Source organism: Delftia sp. DS1230 (assembly GCF_040112715.1).
GTDB lineage: Bacteria > Pseudomonadota > Gammaproteobacteria > Burkholderiales > Burkholderiaceae_C > Comamonas > Comamonas tsuruhatensis.
Window position 1 is genome coordinate 5,343,351 of record NZ_CP157763.1, and the last position, 15,694, is coordinate 5,359,044.

Annotated in this window: 14 protein-coding genes; all 14 read right to left on the reverse strand. The window is 68.1% G+C overall.

From position 1 onward, the window contains the following. Positions 1-88 precede the first annotated feature (88 nt). Positions 89-1,018 (reverse strand): glyoxylate/hydroxypyruvate reductase A, encoded by a 930-nt coding sequence (locus AAN986_RS24070; protein ID WP_047217427.1) that lies wholly within the window; start codon positions 1,016-1,018, stop codon positions 89-91. Positions 1,019-1,026: 8 nt separating this feature from the next. Beyond that, positions 1,027-1,797, reverse strand: a complete 771-nt coding sequence (locus tag AAN986_RS24075) for a class II aldolase/adducin family protein (protein ID WP_012203336.1) — start codon at positions 1,795-1,797, stop codon at positions 1,027-1,029. Positions 1,798-1,856: 59 nt separating this feature from the next. Beyond that, positions 1,857-3,401: a class I adenylate-forming enzyme family protein gene (locus AAN986_RS24080; protein ID WP_047217426.1), complete on the reverse strand. Its 1,545-nt coding sequence runs from the start codon at positions 3,399-3,401 to the stop codon at positions 1,857-1,859. Between the two features lie 86 nt (positions 3,402-3,487). Then, complete coding sequence (locus AAN986_RS24085) at positions 3,488-4,474, reverse strand: tripartite tricarboxylate transporter substrate binding protein (protein ID WP_016450812.1); 987 nt, start codon at positions 4,472-4,474, stop codon at positions 3,488-3,490. A 125-nt stretch (positions 4,475-4,599) separates the two neighbouring features. Further along, positions 4,600-5,532: an electron transfer flavoprotein subunit alpha/FixB family protein gene (locus AAN986_RS24090; protein ID WP_349335500.1), complete on the reverse strand. Its 933-nt coding sequence runs from the start codon at positions 5,530-5,532 to the stop codon at positions 4,600-4,602. A gap of 14 nt (positions 5,533-5,546) precedes the next feature. After that, positions 5,547-6,296 carry an electron transfer flavoprotein subunit beta/FixA family protein gene (locus tag AAN986_RS24095; protein WP_198129290.1) on the reverse strand — a complete coding sequence of 250 codons (750 nt, stop codon included), beginning with the start codon at positions 6,294-6,296 and terminating at the stop codon, positions 5,547-5,549. A 122-nt stretch (positions 6,297-6,418) separates the two neighbouring features. Beyond that, complete coding sequence (locus AAN986_RS24100) at positions 6,419-7,393, reverse strand: nitronate monooxygenase family protein (protein ID WP_047217682.1); 975 nt, start codon at positions 7,391-7,393, stop codon at positions 6,419-6,421. A 7-nt stretch (positions 7,394-7,400) separates the two neighbouring features. Beyond that, entirely contained in the window at positions 7,401-8,414 is a 1,014-nt protein-coding gene (locus AAN986_RS24105; RefSeq protein WP_017407911.1) for a tripartite tricarboxylate transporter substrate binding protein, read from the reverse strand. Positions 8,415-8,479: 65 nt separating this feature from the next. Beyond that, complete coding sequence (locus AAN986_RS24110; protein WP_047217683.1) at positions 8,480-9,499, reverse strand: tripartite tricarboxylate transporter substrate binding protein; 1,020 nt, start codon at positions 9,497-9,499, stop codon at positions 8,480-8,482. Positions 9,500-9,617: 118 nt separating this feature from the next. After that, the gene (locus AAN986_RS24115) at positions 9,618-10,868 is read right to left on the reverse strand and encodes a CoA transferase (RefSeq protein WP_016450302.1); all 1,251 of its coding nucleotides are present in this window, start codon (positions 10,866-10,868) and stop codon (positions 9,618-9,620) included. A gap of 175 nt (positions 10,869-11,043) precedes the next feature. Continuing rightward, a complete protein-coding gene (locus AAN986_RS24120; RefSeq protein WP_047217684.1) occupies positions 11,044-11,844 on the reverse strand; it encodes an enoyl-CoA hydratase in 801 nt (266 codons plus the stop codon). Between the two features lie 16 nt (positions 11,845-11,860). Beyond that, the gene (locus AAN986_RS24125; protein ID WP_047217685.1) at positions 11,861-12,997 is read right to left on the reverse strand and encodes an acyl-CoA dehydrogenase family protein; all 1,137 of its coding nucleotides are present in this window, start codon (positions 12,995-12,997) and stop codon (positions 11,861-11,863) included. Between the two features lie 20 nt (positions 12,998-13,017). After that, positions 13,018-14,214, reverse strand: a complete 1,197-nt coding sequence (locus AAN986_RS24130) for an acyl-CoA dehydrogenase family protein (RefSeq protein ID WP_016451776.1) — start codon at positions 14,212-14,214, stop codon at positions 13,018-13,020. Positions 14,215-14,380: 166 nt separating this feature from the next. Then, on the reverse strand, positions 14,381-15,577 hold the full coding sequence (locus AAN986_RS24135) for an acetyl-CoA C-acyltransferase (RefSeq protein ID WP_047217686.1): 1,197 nt from the start codon (positions 15,575-15,577) through the stop codon (positions 14,381-14,383). Between the last annotated feature and the right edge of the window lie 117 nt (positions 15,578-15,694).

Here is a 15,694-nt window from a genome sequence, read left to right on the forward strand (position 1 = left end):
GCCCCCCAAGGGGGCCGCTTTTCATCTTGGGGCGGCCCGGCGATGAAAAAACGCCACGCAACAGCGCAGCGTCGGATGGAAAAAGGGCTCAGTACCCCCGCGCCACATCCACAAGGTTGAGCAGCGGCTCGCCCGCGCGCAGGCGGCGCAGGTTCTCCAGGCACTGGCGCGCCACGGTGTCGGCCGAGGCCTGGGCCGCGATGTGCGGCGTGACAAAGGCCTTGGGATGGCCCCAGACCTTGTTGCCGGGCTGGGGCGGCTCGTCGCGCAGCACGTCCAGCGCGGCGCCGGCCAGGTGGTCTTCGTCGAGCAGGGCCAGCAGGTCGTCTTCCACCACCTGCTCGCCGCGCCCCACGTTGATGAAGTAGGCGCCGCGCGGCAGCAGGGACAGGGTACGGCGGTCCAGCAGGTCGCGCGTCTCGGGCGTGAGCGGCAAGGCGCAGACCAGGATGTCGCTGGTGGACAGCAGTTGCTTCAGACCTTCGGCACCGCTGTGCGTGGCCAGGCCTGCAATGCTCTTGGCGCTGCGGCTCCAGCCTGCGACGGGGTAGCCGATGGCCTGCATGGCGCCGGCCACGAAGCGGCCGACCTCGCCCAGGCCCAGGATGCCCACGCGGCAGTCTGCGCTGGCGCGTACGGGGCGGCGCAGCCAGTCGCCGGCCTGCTGCTGGCGCGCGAACAGGTCCAGCTCGCGCGTGTGGCGCAGCGCGGTGCCGACCACGTACTGGGCGATCTCCACATGCTGCTGCGGATCGACGGTGCGCGCCACGGGCAGGCCAGCCGGCAGGTCGGGCACGGCCAGCAGCTTGTCCACGCCCGCGCTGGGCGCGCACAGCAGCTTCAGGCCCGGATAGGCCGGCAGCACGCCCGGCTTGAGGCTCCAGGCAAGCATGGCCTCGACCGCGTCGGCCGGCGCCTCCTCGCGGTGGCCCCAGACCTGCACGCCGGGCGCCAGCGCGCGCAGCGAGTCGACGATGGGCGCGCCCATGCTCGGGTGGATATTGACCAGAATTCCCATGGTTTCCTTCAGTCCTTGTAAGAAGGGTCTATGCGGTCCAGACGGCGCAGCAGGCCGGGCCAGGCCAGGCCTGCGCCCTTGCCCTTGGTGACCTGGCGCGACTGGTTGACCGCGTCGGCAATGATGTCCTGCGGGATGCGCGTGAGCTCGCCGCCACCCGACTGCGCCAGGATCTGTATGCGGCAGGCCGACTCCAGCGTGTACATGGCCAGCACGGCCTCGGCCACGTTGCGGCCGCAGGTCAGCAGGCCGTGGTTGCGCAGGATGAGGAAGTTGCTGGCGCCCAGGTCATCGACCAGGCGCGGCTTCTCGTCGTCGCGCAGGGCCACGCCTTCGTAGTCGTGGTAGGCCAGGCGCGCCAGCGGGAAGATGGACTGCTGCGAGATGGGCAGCAGCCCCTCCTTCTGCGCCGAGACGGCCACGCCATAGCGCGTGTGCGTGTGCAGCACGCACTGCACCTCGGGGCGGCCGTCGTGGATGGCGCTGTGGATGACGAAGCCGGCCGGGTTGACGTCGTACTCGGTCTCCATCAGCGGCCGGCCCTCGTGGTCCACCTTGACCAGGCTGGACGCGGTGATCTCGTCGAACAGCATGCCGTAGGGGTTGATCAGGAACTGGTCGGGCTGGCCCGGCACGCGCGCCGAGATGTGGGTGAAGATCAGGTCGTCCCAGCCGAAGTGGGCGACCAGCCGGTAGGCGGCGGCCAGCTCGATGCGGGTCTGCCATTCCTCGGCCGTCACCTGGCGGCGGACCTCGGACATCGTGGTGTCGTTGCTCATGGGGTGTACCTCTTGGTGGACATCGTGGTGGACATCGTTTGGAGAAAGCATCCGCCGGTTCAGCGCCCCGTCGCGTACTGGTCGCGCAGCTCGCGCTTGAGCACCTTGCCGATGGCGCTGCGCGGCAGCTCGGCAATGAAGCGCAGGTCCGCCAGGCGCTGGGTCTTGCCGGCCCGCTGGTTGTACCAGCCCATGATGTCCTCGGGCAGGGCCGGCTGCCCCGCGCGCGACACCACGTAGGCCACGGGCGTCTCGCCCCATTGCTCGGACGGCACGCCGACCACGGCCACGTCGTCCACGGCCGGGTGGGCGCGCAGCTGGGTTTCCAGGTCGCTGGGGTAGATGTTGAAGCCGCCGCTGATGATCATGTCCTTGCGGCGGTCGAACAGGGTGAGGAATCCATCGGCATCGAAGCGGCCCACGTCGCCCGTGCGGATGAAGCGCTTGCCCGTGGGGTCGAACCATTCGGCTTCGCGCGTCTTGGCGGGCTGGCCGTGGTAGCCGGTCATCATGCTGGCAGAGTGGCCCACGACCTCGCCATCCTCGCCCGGGGCGACCTCGCGGCCGTCCTCGTCGATGAGGCGGATGTCATGGCCCTCGGCGGGCCTGCCCACGGTGTGCAGCTTGTCCGGGTGCAGATGGGCTTCGAGGATGCAGGTGCCGCCGCCTTCGGTCATGCCGTAGAACTCGGTCAGGCTGCCGGGCCAGCGCGCCACCACGTCGGCCTTGAGCTCGGCCCGGAACGGCGCGCTGGTGCAGAACTTGGCGCGGAAGCTGGACAGGTCATGCTCGCCGAACTGCGGCAGCGCCATGATGCGCTGGTACTGCACGGGCACCAGCATGGTGTGGGTGACGCGGTGCTGCTGGGCCAGCTGCAGGTAGCGGGCCGCGTCGAATTTGGGCATCAGTACCACGCAGCCGCCGCTGCCCAGCGTGGGGAAGAACACCACCAGCGTGGTGTTGGAGTACAGCGGCGTGGCCAGCAGCGTCGTGCCCTCGGGGCCATAGCCGTAGACGCTGCCCCGGTTGATGTGGGCCCAGCGCATGCCGTGCGACTGCACGATGCCCTTGGGGGTGCCCGTGGTGCCCGAGGAATAGATGATGTTGAACGGCGCGGCCGGCTCCACGCTCACGGGCGCGGGCTGCGCGCCTTCGGGCGCCAGCCAGTCGTCAAAGGCACGGCCGGGCGCGGCGCCGTCCAGCGAGATGCATTGCAGGGCGCCGTCGGCAGGCACCAGGTCCTGGGCCGCCTTGTCGAGGAACAGGTGGTGCGCCTGGGCATCGCGCAGCATGGAGGCCAGGCTGTCGGCCGTGGAGGACGGCGCCAGCGGCGCAACCACCACGCCCGCGCGCAGGGCGCCCAGGAACAGCGCGGCATAGCGCACCGAGTTCAACGCGCAGATGGCAATCGCCTGGCCAGGCTGCACGCCGTCGCGCTGCAGCGCGGCGGCCACGCGGTCCATGAGGGCGTCGAGCTGCGCGTAGCTCAGCGTCTGCTGGTCGTCGCGCAGGGCCGCATGGGCAGGCTGCTGGCGCGCGTGGCTGCGGATCAGCTCGGCCAGCGTGGTGAAGGGCGCATCGGGCGAAGGCAGGGAGACAGTCATGAGGGACTCCGTTTCACGAATTCACGAATCTCAAGCGGACTGCGCCCGCCAGCCCCCTGGCCCTGCGGGCGCATTGGAGGACAGGCCTACTTGGCGGCCAGGCCCAGGCGGTCGATCAGGACCTTGTCCTTGGCATAGGCCTCGCGCACCCACTGCGCATAGTCGGCGCCGGAGCGGTACCAGGCGTCCTGGTTCAGCTGCTTGAGCACCTCGATGTGGCGCGGGTCATCCATGGCTTTCTTGAAGGCGTCGTGCAGCTTGCGCACCACGGCCGGGTCCATGCCCTTGGGGCCGGCCAGTCCGTAGGGCGAGGTGGAGACCACGCCATAGCCCAGCTCCTTGGCCGTGGGCACGTCGGGCCAGCGCTGGGTGCGCTTTTCGCCGAAGGTCATGAGCAGGCGCATCTGGCCGCCGTCCACATAGGTGTCCCAGCCCGAGGCATCGCTTTGCGCGGCCACGTGGCCGCCCAGCAGGGCCTGCTGCAGGTCGGCGTTGCCCTTGAAGGGCACGTGGTTGAGCGTGACCTTGGCGTTCTCGGCCAGCTCCTCCATCAGCAGGTGGGGCGAGGAGCCTATGCCGGTGGAGCCGTACTCGATCTTGCCGGGGCTCTTGCGCGCGGCGGCAATGTATTCGTTGAAGCTCTTGTAGGGCGAGTCCGAGCGCACCGTGAAGCCGAAGGTGTAGCCCGAGACGCCGATGATGTAGGTGAAGTCCGTGACCGGGTTCCAGGCCGTCTTCTGCATGTGCGCCATGCGCAGCATGGACATGGGGAACTGGGTGATGGTGTAGCCATCGGGCTTGGCCGTGCGGGACATGTTGCCCGGGCCCAGCGTGCCGCCCGCGCCGGGCTTGTTCTCCACGATGATGGCCTGGCCCAGCTGCTTGCCCGCGATGTCGGCCAGGGTGCGCATGTGGCGGTCGGTGGAGCCGCCTGCGGGGAAGGGCACGATCAGCGTGATCGGGCGCGTGGGAAAGTCGCTGGCCTGGGCCCATGCCGGCGCGCTGGCGCCCGTGGTGGCCACAAAGACAACAGCCGCAAGCGCAAGGCTGCGGCGGCCAATGGAAATCTGCATGTCTGTCTCCTGCATCTCTGAACCAGGTGGGGCCGGGGCACATGCCTTGTGTGCCGCTCTGGCCAGGGCCCGGATACTTCACCCGGGCCCGTTGGCGCCGCCTCCCGGTGCGGCGCCTTGCATTCTTACAGCGACTGCACCAGCTCGGGCACGGCCTGGAACAGGTCGGCTTCCAGGCCGTAGTCGGCCACCGAGAAGATCGGTGCCTCGGGATCCTTGTTGATCGCCACGATCACCTTGGAGTCCTTCATGCCGGCCAAGTGCTGGATGGCGCCGGAAATACCGGCCGCAATGTACAGCTGGGGCGCCACGATCTTGCCGGTCTGGCCGACCTGCAGGTCATTGGGCGCATAGCCTGCGTCCACCGCTGCGCGGCTGGCGCCGATGGCGGCGCCCAGCTTGTCAGCCAGGGGCGTGATGACTTCCTGGAACTTCTCGCTGCTGCCCAGCGCGCGGCCGCCGGAGACGATGATCTTGGCGGCCGTCAGCTCGGGGCGGTCGCTCTTGGTCACTTCACGGCCCACGAAGCTGCTCTTGCCGCTGTCGCCAGCGGCCGCCAGCTGCTCCACCTGGGCGCTGCCGCCCGTGGTGGCCGCTGCGTCAAAGCCCGTGCCGCGCACGGTGATGACCTTGATCTTGTCGCTGCTTTGCACCGTGGCAATGGCGTTGCCCGCGTAGATGGGGCGCTCGAACGTGTCGGCGCTGTCCACCTTGGTGATGTCGCTGATCTGGGCCACGTCCAGCTTGGCGGCCACGCGCGGCGCGGCGTTCTTGCCGCTGGCGGTGGCGGGGAACAGGATGTGGCTGTAGTTCGAAGCGATTGCCAGCACTTGCGCTGCGATGTTCTCGGCCAGGCCGTCCTTCAGGCTGGCGCCATCGGCGTGGATGACCTTGGCAACGCCGGCGATCTGGGCCGCAGCCTGCGCAGCGGCGCCGGCATTCTCGCCCGCCACCAGCACATGCACGTCGCCGCCGCAGGCCAGGGCCGCAGTGACGGTGTTGAGCGTGGCGCTCTTGATGGAAGCGTTGTCGTGTTCTGCAATAACGAGGGATGTCATGTCTGCGAATTCCTTTAGATGACCTTGGCTTCGTTCCTGAGCTTGCTGACCAGGGTCGCCACATCGGGCACCTTCACGCCAGCGCCGCGCTTGGCGGGCTCGGCCACCTTGAGCGTCTTCAGGCGCGGGGCCACATCGACGCCCAGCTCTTCAGGCTTGACCGTGTCCAGCTGCTTTTTCTTGGCCTTCATGATGTTGGGCAGCGTGACGTAGCGCGGCTCGTTCAGGCGCAGGTCGGTGGTGATGACGGCCGGCAGGCTCAGGGCCAGGGTTTCCAGGCCGCCGTCCACTTCACGCGTGACATTCACCTTGTCGCCAGCGACTTCGACCTTGGAGGCGAAGGTGGCTTGCGGCAGGTCGGCCAGGGCCGCCAGCATCTGGCCGGTCTGGTTGGCATCGTCGTCGATGGCCTGCTTGCCCAGGATGATCAGGCCGGGCTGCTCCTTGTCCACCAGGGCCTTGAGCAGCTTGGCCACGGCCAGGGGCTGCAGCTCCTCGGTGGTCTCCACCAGGATGCCGCGGTCGGCACCGATGGCCATGGCCGTGCGCAGGGTTTCCTGGCACTGGGCCACGCCGCAGGAGACGGCGATGACTTCGGTGGCCACGCCCTTTTCCTTGAGGCGAACGGCTTCTTCGACGGCGATTTCGTCAAAGGGGTTCATGCTCATCTTGACGTTGGCGATGTCCACGCCCGTGCCGTCCGACTTCACGCGGACCTTCACGTTGTAGTCCACGACACGTTTGACGGGTACAAGGATTTTCATGAGAAAGCTCTTTCCTGGTTTTTGAAGTACGACCTACGCAAGAAGGAACAAGGCAAGCGGCTTGCCATGGGGCGCAGCACGTTGTCGCATCCTGTTTGCGTAAGTCCTGTGAAGATGGGCGGTCAGCGGGCCAGGCCGGCCAACCGCTCGTTGATCAGTGCATGGGCCTGGTCCATGATGCCGGAGATCAGCTGCTGGACCGTGGGCACGTCGTTGATCAGGCCGGCCACCATGCCACAGGACCAGACGCCTGCGTCCATGTCGCCGTCATGCATGATGCGTGGATAGACGCCGGCCACCTCGGGCGCGATGTCGGCAAAGGTGATGGCCGCGCCCAGCTCGCGCTCCTTTTGCAGCAGGCGCTCGGTGGCCGGGTTGGTCAGCACGCGCTCGGTGTTGCGCAGCGGGCGCATGACCAGGCGCGTGTCCAGCTCGCTGGCCGCGACGATGGCCTGCTTGACGTTGTCGTGCACGGGCGCTTCCTGGGTGGCGATGAAGCGCGTGCCCATGTTGATGCCCTCGGCGCCCAGCGCCAGCGCAGCCACCAGCGAGCGGCCGTCGGCCATGCCGCCCGAGGCGACGAAGGGGATCTTCAGTTCTTCGGCCGCGCGCGGCAGCAGGATGAAATTGGGGATGTCGTCCTCGCCCGGATGGCCGCCGCATTCGAAGCCGTCCACGCTGATGGCGTCGCAGCCGATGGCCTCGGCCTTGAGCGCATGGCGCACCGAGGTGCACTTGTGGATGACCTTGATGCCGGCTTCCTTGAGCGCGGGCAGCCATTTCTGCGGGTTGTTGCCCGCCGTCTCCACGACCTTGACGCCGCCTTCGATGATGGCCTTGACGTAGCCCGGGTAGTCGGGCGGGTTGACCGAGGGCAGGAAGGTCAGGTTGACGCCGAAGGGCTTGTTCGTCATCTCGCGGCAGCGCGCGATCTCGCGCGCCAGCAGCTCGGGCGTGCGCTGGGTCAGGCCCGTGATCAGCCCCAGGCCGCCCGCGTTGGAGACGGCGGCGGCCAGCTCGGCCAGGCCCACATGGTGCATGCCGCCCTGGATGATGGGGTGCTCGATGCCAAAGAGTTCGGTGATGCGTGTCTTCATGTCGTTGTCACTCCACTGCAATGCCCTTGTCGCGGATCAGCTGGCCCCAGCGTGTGTAGTCCTGCTGGATGCGCTGGCCCAGCTGGGCGGGGTTCTGGTAGGCGGCGATGGCGCCTGCGTTGAGCAGCTTGTCCTGGATGTCCTTGTCGGCCAGGATCTGCTGCACTTCGCTGGCGATGCGGTCGACCACGGCCTTGGGGCTACCCTTGGGCGCCAGCAGGCCGCCCCAGGAGACGGCGTCGTAGCCCTTGATGCCCTGCTCGGCAATGGTCTTGGTATCGGGCAGCATGGCCACGCGCTGGGGCGATCCCACGGCGATGGCGCGCAGCTTGCCGGCCTGGATGTGGGGCAGCGCGGCCACGAGGTCGGCATACATGATGGGCACCTGGCCGCCGATGGTGTCGGTGATGGCGGGCACGCCGCCCTTGTAGGGCACGTGCTGCATGTCGAAGCCGGCCATCTGCTTGAGCAGCTCCATGCTCAGGTGGCCGAAGCTGCCGGCGCCCGAGCTGGTGTAGTTGAGCGCGACCTTCTGCGCCTTGGCGTGGGCGATCAGGCTCTTGAGGTCGGTGACGTCGGGCAGCAGCGTGGGGTTGACCACGATGACGATGGGCAGGTCATAGACCGTGGCCACGGGCGTGAAGTCCTTGACGGTGTCGTAGCCGGCCTTCTTGTACAGGTGCGGCGCCAGCAGCGTGGGCGTGGCCAGCATCATCAGCGTGTAGCCGTCGGCCGGGCTCTTGGCGACCTGCACGGCCGCGATGGAGCCGGAGGCGCCAGGGCGGTTTTCCACCACCACGGTCTGCTTGAGGCGCTCGCCCAGCTTCTGGCCCACGATGCGCGATGCCGTGTCGGTGGGGCCGCCCGCCGGGAAGGGAACGACCAGCCGCAGCATCTTGCTGGGCCAGCCGGTCTCGGCCAGGGCGCCGCCGGCCAGGCCGGCCAGCAGCGGGGCTGCGGCCAGGGCCAGAACGCTGCGCCGCGTGGGGCGTGCCGGGGATGCGGGATTGCGCGTGTACATGAAGTCTCCTCTCAAAGCTGTCTCAGCAGTCGTCGGTGGCGGCCCGCTGCCGCGGGCCGGAAAAATCAATCAAGCTTTGCGCCAGCTTCCTCCACCAGCGCCTTCCAGATGGGCATGTCGCGCTGGTAGTTCTCGCGGAAGGCCTGCGGGCTGTTCATCAGCGGCATGAAGCCTGCGCCCACGGTGCGCTCCAGCACCTTGGGGTCCTTGGCGATTTCGCGCAGGTGGCCGTAGAGCTGGTCCACGATCTCCTTGGGCACGCCGGCCGGCGCGCCCAAGGCCACCCAGCCGTAGATGGCGTAGGCGTCGTCGGTGACGCCCTGTTCATGGATGGTGGGCAGCTTGGGCAGGATTTCCATGCGCTCCTTGCCGGTGACGCCGATGGCCTTGAGCTTGCCCGAGTCGATGAAGGGCTTGGTGTTGAGCGCGCTGGAAAAGCACATCTGCAGCTGGCCGCCGATCAGCTCCTGGATCATGGGCGCCTCGCCCTTGTAGGCGGCGTGGGTCATGTCGGCGTCCATGGTCTTGCTCATGTAGGCACCGGCCAGGTGGGCATACGAGCCCACGCCCCAGGAGCCGTACGAGAGCTTGCCCTTGTTGGCCTTCACGTAGGCCAGCAGTTCCTTCATGTTGTTGGCCGGCACCGAGGGATGGACCACCAGGGTGACGGGCGCCGCCGCGATCTGGGTGACCAGGGCGATGTCCTTTTGCGGGTTGTAGGGCAGCTTGGTGTAGAGGAACTGGTTGATCAGCATGGAGGTGCTGAGCGAGACCAGCAGGGTGTGGCCGTCGGCGGGCGCCTTGACCACGGCGTCCGTGCCCAGGATGCCGGCCGCGCCCGCGCGGTTGTCGATGACCACGGGCTGGCCCACGCGCCTGGCCAGGGCCTCGCCGATGGTGCGCGCAATGATGTCGGTGGCGCCGCCCGCGTTGAAGGGCACGACCACGCGGATGGGCTTGGTGGGCCACGCTGCCGGCTTGCCGGCCTGTGCGAGGGCGCTGGTGGCGCCCGTGGCCAGCAGGCTGGTGCCGCCGATGGCGGCCAGCCCTTGAAGAATGTCGCGGCGTGTGACTTGGTTGCTCATGGCTTTGTCTCCTGGGTGTTGCTGCCTATGGGTGCCGTCTTGGTGCGGCATGCAAACCTGGCGGGTCGGGAGCCGGGCATCAATGGCCCCCGTGGAATCAGTCGCGTGATCGGTCCTCTTATCCCTGTTGCGCGGGGGTCTCGGGCAGGGTCAGCACGCCCTTGGACTGCAGCTGCTGCAGCTGCTCGTCGCTCATGCTCAGCAGCCGGTGCAGCACCTCGCGCGTGCCCTCGCCCAGCGTGGGCGGTGCATGGCGTATGGGCAGGCGCTGGCCGTCCAGGCGGTAGGGCGGCGCGAACACGGGCGTGGTGCCGACCACGGGGTGGGGCATGTCACGCAGCAGGCCGCCACGGCGCGTGCGCTCGCTGGTCAGGGCCTCGTGCAGGCCGGCCACACGGCCGCAGGGAATGCCGGCGGCCGTCAGGCGCTCCAGCAGCAGATCGCGCGGGAAGGAGCGGATCAGCTCCTTGAGCATGGGGCCCAGCTCCAGGCGGTTCTTGGCGCGGTTGACGTTGGTGGAGAAACGCTCGTCCTCGACGATGTCGGGGCGCATCACCACCTGGCGGCAGAACTTGTCGAACTGGGCGTTGTTGCCCACGGCGATGATCAGCGGGCCGTCGGCCGCCTCGTACATGCCGTAGGGAACGATGGAGGGGTGGGCATTGCCGTAGCGCTCGGGGTCATGGCCCAGCTGCATGGCGTCCAGGCCGTAGTAGCCGGTGATCATGATGCCGCTGTCGTACAGCGCCATCTCGATGAGGCGGCCCTTGCCCGTGCGCTCGCGGCGGAACAGCGCGGCCAGGATGGCCTGGGCCGCGTACATGCCGGTCATGAGATCGACCACGGCCACGCCGAACTTGAGCGGCGGCGTGCCGGCCTCGCCGTTGAGCGCCATGAGGCCGGCCTCGCCCTGGATGACCAGGTCGTAGCCGGGGCGCTTGGCCTCGGGGCCGCTGCTGTCATAGCCGGCCACGGCGCAGTAGATGATGCCGGGCTTGATGGCCTTGAGCTGTTCGTAGCCCAGGCCCAGCTTCTCGGCGCCGCCGGTCTTGAAGTTGTGGATGACCACGTCGAACTGGGGCAGCAGGTCGTGGACGATCTTCACGCCCTCGGGGGTCTGCAGGTCCAGCGTGATGGACCGCTTGTTGCGGTTCATGCTGTTGTAGTAGGTGGTCTCGGTCTTGCCGATGCGCAGGCCCCAGTCGCGCGTGTCGTCGCCGCGGCCCGGGTGCTCGACCTTGACCACTTCGGCGCCGAAGTCGGCCAGCACCATGCCGCACAGCGGCCCCGCGAACACGCGCGAGAGGTCGAGCACGCGCACACCCTCCAGCGGGAAGTCGATGTCGCCCGATTTTTCCTTGCTTGCCATCTTGTCTCCTTGAGATTCCTCTATTCAACAACGTCCATACGGCTCATAACCCTTGCAACTGGCGTGGCCCAAACCCGGGGCGCCTAGCAAGGGCCGCCCCGCAGCGAGGGCGCCGTCCCCCTCCCGCGTAGCGAGAGAGGGGGAAGCGGCGCAGCCGCTCAGGGGGTGCTTCATTTCAGCCGCGCAGCTTGGTGAAGTCGGCAGCGCGCTTTTCGAGGAAGGCGCCAATGCCTTCGCGCGATTCCTCGCTCTCCTGCGAGCGCACCATGTACTGCGCCTCCAGCTCCAGCTGCTCTTCCAGCGTGTTGCGCGGCGCCTGGCGGCACAGGTCCTTGATCAGGGCCATGGCCTGGTCGGGGCCGGTGGCCACCTGGGCGGCCAGCGCCACGGCTTCGGCCTGGGCCTGGCCCGGTTCGGACAGGCGGTTGACGGGGCCCAGGGCATGCAGGCGCTCGCCGCTGATGCGCTCGCCGGTCAGGCACAGCTCGGTCAGCACCTGGCGCGAGACGAACTCGGCCAGGAAGGCGGTGGCGCCGCCATCGGGCGTGAGGCCGACCTTGACGTAGGCGACCGAGAACACGGCGTTCTTCGCCGCCACCAGCATGTCGCAGGCCAGGGCCAGCGACAGGCCCGCACCGGCCGCCGCGCCTTCGACCGCGGCGATCACGGGCTTGGGAAAGTCGCGCACGCTGCGGATCAGGTCATGCAGGCCTTCGAGCTTGGCGCGTCGCTCCTGCACCGGCAGCTCGCGGCGCTTGGCCAGCTGGCGCAGGTCGCCGCCCGCGCAGAAGTGGCCGCCCTCGCCCGTGAGCACCACGGCGCCCACGGTGGGGTCGGTCGCCGCGCTCTTGAGCGCCGCCGAGACGGCCGCGTAGAACTCGGGCGACAGCGCATTGCGCGCGGCCACGTTGTTGTTGGACAGCACCAGCACGGCGCCTTCACGGCGGGTCAGCAGGACTTGGTTCGCTTCGGTCATGGCGGCTTTCCTTGGCTCAGTGTTGCGAGCCGAGTGCGATGTAACGCGACAGGTGGTGGTCCTCGTCGCCGAACTGGTGGTCGATCATGACCAGGCGCTTGGCGTAGTGGGCCAGGGGCAGTTCCCAGGTCATGCCGATGCCGCCATGCATCTGGATGCTTTCCTCGGCCACCAGGGTGCCGATGCGGCCGATGCTGTACTTGGCGGCCGACAGGGCCTTCTCGCGCGCCACGCGGTCTTCGTCCGCAATGGCGGCGGCCGCGTTGATCACGGCCGAGCGCGCCTGCTCCACTTCCAGCAGCAGGTCGGCCATGCGGTGCTGCAGGGCCTGGAAGCTGCCGATGGGCACGCCGAACTGCTTGCGCGTGCGCAGGTACTCCAGCGTCTGGTCCTTGGCCACGTCCATGGCGCCCACGGCCTCGGCGGTCAGCGCCAGCACGGCGTAGCCGCTGATACGTTCCAGCAGGGACAGGCCCTGGCCTTCTTCGCCCAGCAGGGCGTCTGCGCCGACCTGCACCTTGTCCAGCACCAGCTCGGCCGCGCGGCCGCCCTCGATGCGGTTGTAGCCGCGCTTTTGGATGCCTGCGGCAGTGCCGGGGACCAGGAACAGGCTGATGCCGGCCTCGTCGTACTGGCTGCCCGAGGTGCGGGCCGAGACCAGCAGCAGGTCGGCCTTCTCGCCGAAGGCGACCACGCCCTTGGCGCCGTTCAGCACCCAGCCGTCGCCGCTGCGCACGGCCGTGGTGGCGACGTTGTTGAGCTCGTAGTGGCTGCCGGGCTCGTCATGGGCCAGGGCCGCGATGGACGTGCCGCCGATGATGGCTGCCAGCTGTTCCTTTTGCGCATCGCTGCCAGCCGCGATCAGGGCCTGGCCCACGACCAGGGCGCCCAGCAGCGGCTCGGCCACCAGGCCGCGGCCCAGGCATTCGAAGACCACGCTGATGTCGAAGCCCTGGCCGCCGAAGCCGCCAGCGTCTTCCGGGAACAGCGCGCCGATGGCGCCGATGTCCGCGAACTGCCCGTACAGCAGCGGGCTGTGGCCTTCCTCGCCATAGGCGACGTGGTTGCGCGCCTCGATGGCGTACTGCTCGGAGACGAAGCGGTTGAGGCTGTCCGCCAGCATGCGGCGGTCTTCGGTGTGTTCGAAGTTCATGTTCCGTTTTCCTTGCCGGATCAGAGGCCGAGGATCATCTTGGAGATGATGTTCTTCTGGATTTCGTTGGAGCCGCCGAAGATCGACAGCTTGCGGTAGTTGAAGTACGCGGCGGCGGCCGTGGCGGCAGCCGCGTCGCCGATGGCGGGCTGGTCGTAGCCGGCCTGCAGGGCCTCTTCGATGAAGGGCGCGGCGTAGGGGCCCATGGCGCGGCGCACCAGGGACAGGATTTCCTGGCGGATCTCGGTGCCGCGGATCTTGAGCATGGAGCTTTCGGCGCCCGGCACGCCGCCGCCGGCCACGGCGGCGATCACGCGCAGGTTGGTGGTCTTCATGTTCTCCAGGTCGATCTCGACCTTGGCCAGGCGGGCCGCGAACAGCGGGTCCTGCGTCAGCGGCTTGCCGTTGCGCAGCATGCGGCCGGCGACGGCCTTGAGCTTTTCCAGGCCGGCCACCGAGAAGCCCACGCCCGCGATGTTGGTGCGCTCGTAGGTCAGCAGGTACTTGGCGTAGGTCCAGCCCTTGTTCTCTTCGCCGACCAGGTTCTCCACGGGCACCTTGACGTCGGTGAAGAAGACTTCGTTGACCTCGTGCTCGCCGTCCAGCGTGATGATGGGGCGCACTTCCACGCCGGGCGAGTTCATGTCCACCAGCAGGAAGCTGATGCCCTGCTGCGCCTTGGCCTCGCGGTTGGTGCGCACCAGGCAGAAGATCATGTTGGCGTGCTGGCCCAGCGTGGTCCAGGTCTTCTGGCCGTTGACGATGTAGTGATCTCCATCGCGCACGGCCGACGTCTTGACCGAGGCCAGGTCCGAGCCCGAACCCGGCTCCGAATAGCCCTGGCACCACCAGTCGGCGCCATTGAGGATGCGCGGCAGCCAGTGGGCCTTCTGCGCCTCGTTGCCGTACTTGATCAGGACGGGGCCCAGCATGCTCAGCCCGAAGGGCACGATGCGCGGCGTGCCCGCCAGCGCGCATTCATGCTCGAAGATGAATTTCTGCACCGCGCTCCAGCCCGGGCCGCCGTGCTGCTCGGGCCAGTGGTTGGCCAGCCAGCCGCGCTCGTTGAGGATGGCGTGCCAGCGCTCCATGTCCTGCTTGGTCAGCTGCAGGCCGTTCTTGACCTTGTGCGACAGGTCCTCGGGCAGCTTGTCCTTGAGGAAGCCGCGAACCTCGTCGCGGAAGGCCAGTTCTTCAGTCGTAAATTGCAAATCCATTGCTATTCCCCAGTAATCCGTGGCGTTGTAAGCCGTTTGCAGCCCTGAAATTGGCGTGCCCTAAGCGAGGGACGCCGAGCAAGGGCCGCCCCGCAGCAAGGGCGTCGTTCCCCTCCCGCGAAGCGAGAGAGGGGGAAGCGGCGCCAGCCGCTCAGGGGGTGCTTATTCAATAAATTTCGAACAGGCCTGCGGCGCCCATTCCACCAGCGATGCACATGGTGACCACGCCCCACTTGACTGACGCGTCCCGGGCCTTGCGGCGCCGGCCTTCCAGCAGGATGTGGCCGGCCAGGCGCGCACCCGTCATGCCGAAGGGATGGCCGATGGAGATGGCGCCGCCGTTGACGTTCAGGCGCTCGTTGGGAATGCCCAGCTTGCGCTGGCAGTACAGGGCCTGTGAGGCGAAGGCCTCGTTGAGTTCCCACAGGTCGATGTCCTCGACCTTGAGGCCGTGGCGCGCCAGCAGCTTGGGGACCGCGAAGACGGGGCCGATGCCCATTTCGTCAGGCTCGCAGCCGGCCACGGCAAAGCCGCGGAAGGCGCCCAGCGGGGACAGGCCCAGGCGCTCGGCCTGCTTGGCCTCCATCAGCACGCATGCCGACGATCCATCGGACAGCTGCGAGGCATTGCCGGCCGTGATGAACTGGTCCGGGCCCTTGACGGGTTCCAGCTTGGCCAGGCCTTCCAACGTGGTGGAGGCGCGGTTGCAGTTGTCCTTGGTGGCGACCACGTCGCGGTAGGTGATCTCGCCCGTGTCCTTGTTCTTCTCGGCCATGCGCGTGGCGCAGGCAATGATTTCGTCCTTGAACAGGTCGGCGGCCTGGGCGGCGGCCGTGCGCTGCTGGCTTTGCAGCGAGAAGGCGTCCTGGTCCTCGCGGCTGATGCCGTAGCGGCGCGCCACGATGTCGGCCGTGTCGATCATGGCCATGTACAGCGCGGGCTTGTGCTCGACCAGCCAGGGGTCCATGTCGGTGGGCAGGTTGTTGCCGGGGCGGATGCCCGAGATGGTCTCGATGCCGCCGGCCAGCATGGCGTCCACGCCCTCGGCCACGATGCGGCCCGCCGCGATGGCGATGGACTGCAGGCCCGAGGCGCAAAAGCGCGTGATGGTCGTGCCCGCGATGGACAGGGGCAGCTCGGCGCGCAGCACGGTCTGGCGGCCCAGGTTGCGGCCCTGGAAGCCGTCGGGGTTGCCGCAGCCCAGGATCAGGTCCTCGATCATGGCCGGGTCGATGCCCGAACGCTCGACCGCGGCCTTGACCGAGAAGGCCGCCAGCTGGGCGGCGGGCGTGACGTTGAACTCGCCGCGGTGCGACTTGGTCAGGGGCGTGCGGGCAGTGGAAACGATGACGGCTTCGCGCATGGTCGGTCCTTGCTTGTCTCTTGGGAATTTCTATTACTTGTTGCCGGCGCGGCTCAGTCGGGGACACCGAGGAAGGGCCTACGCCGGCCGCGCCACCCCACACCGAGGGTGTCGTCC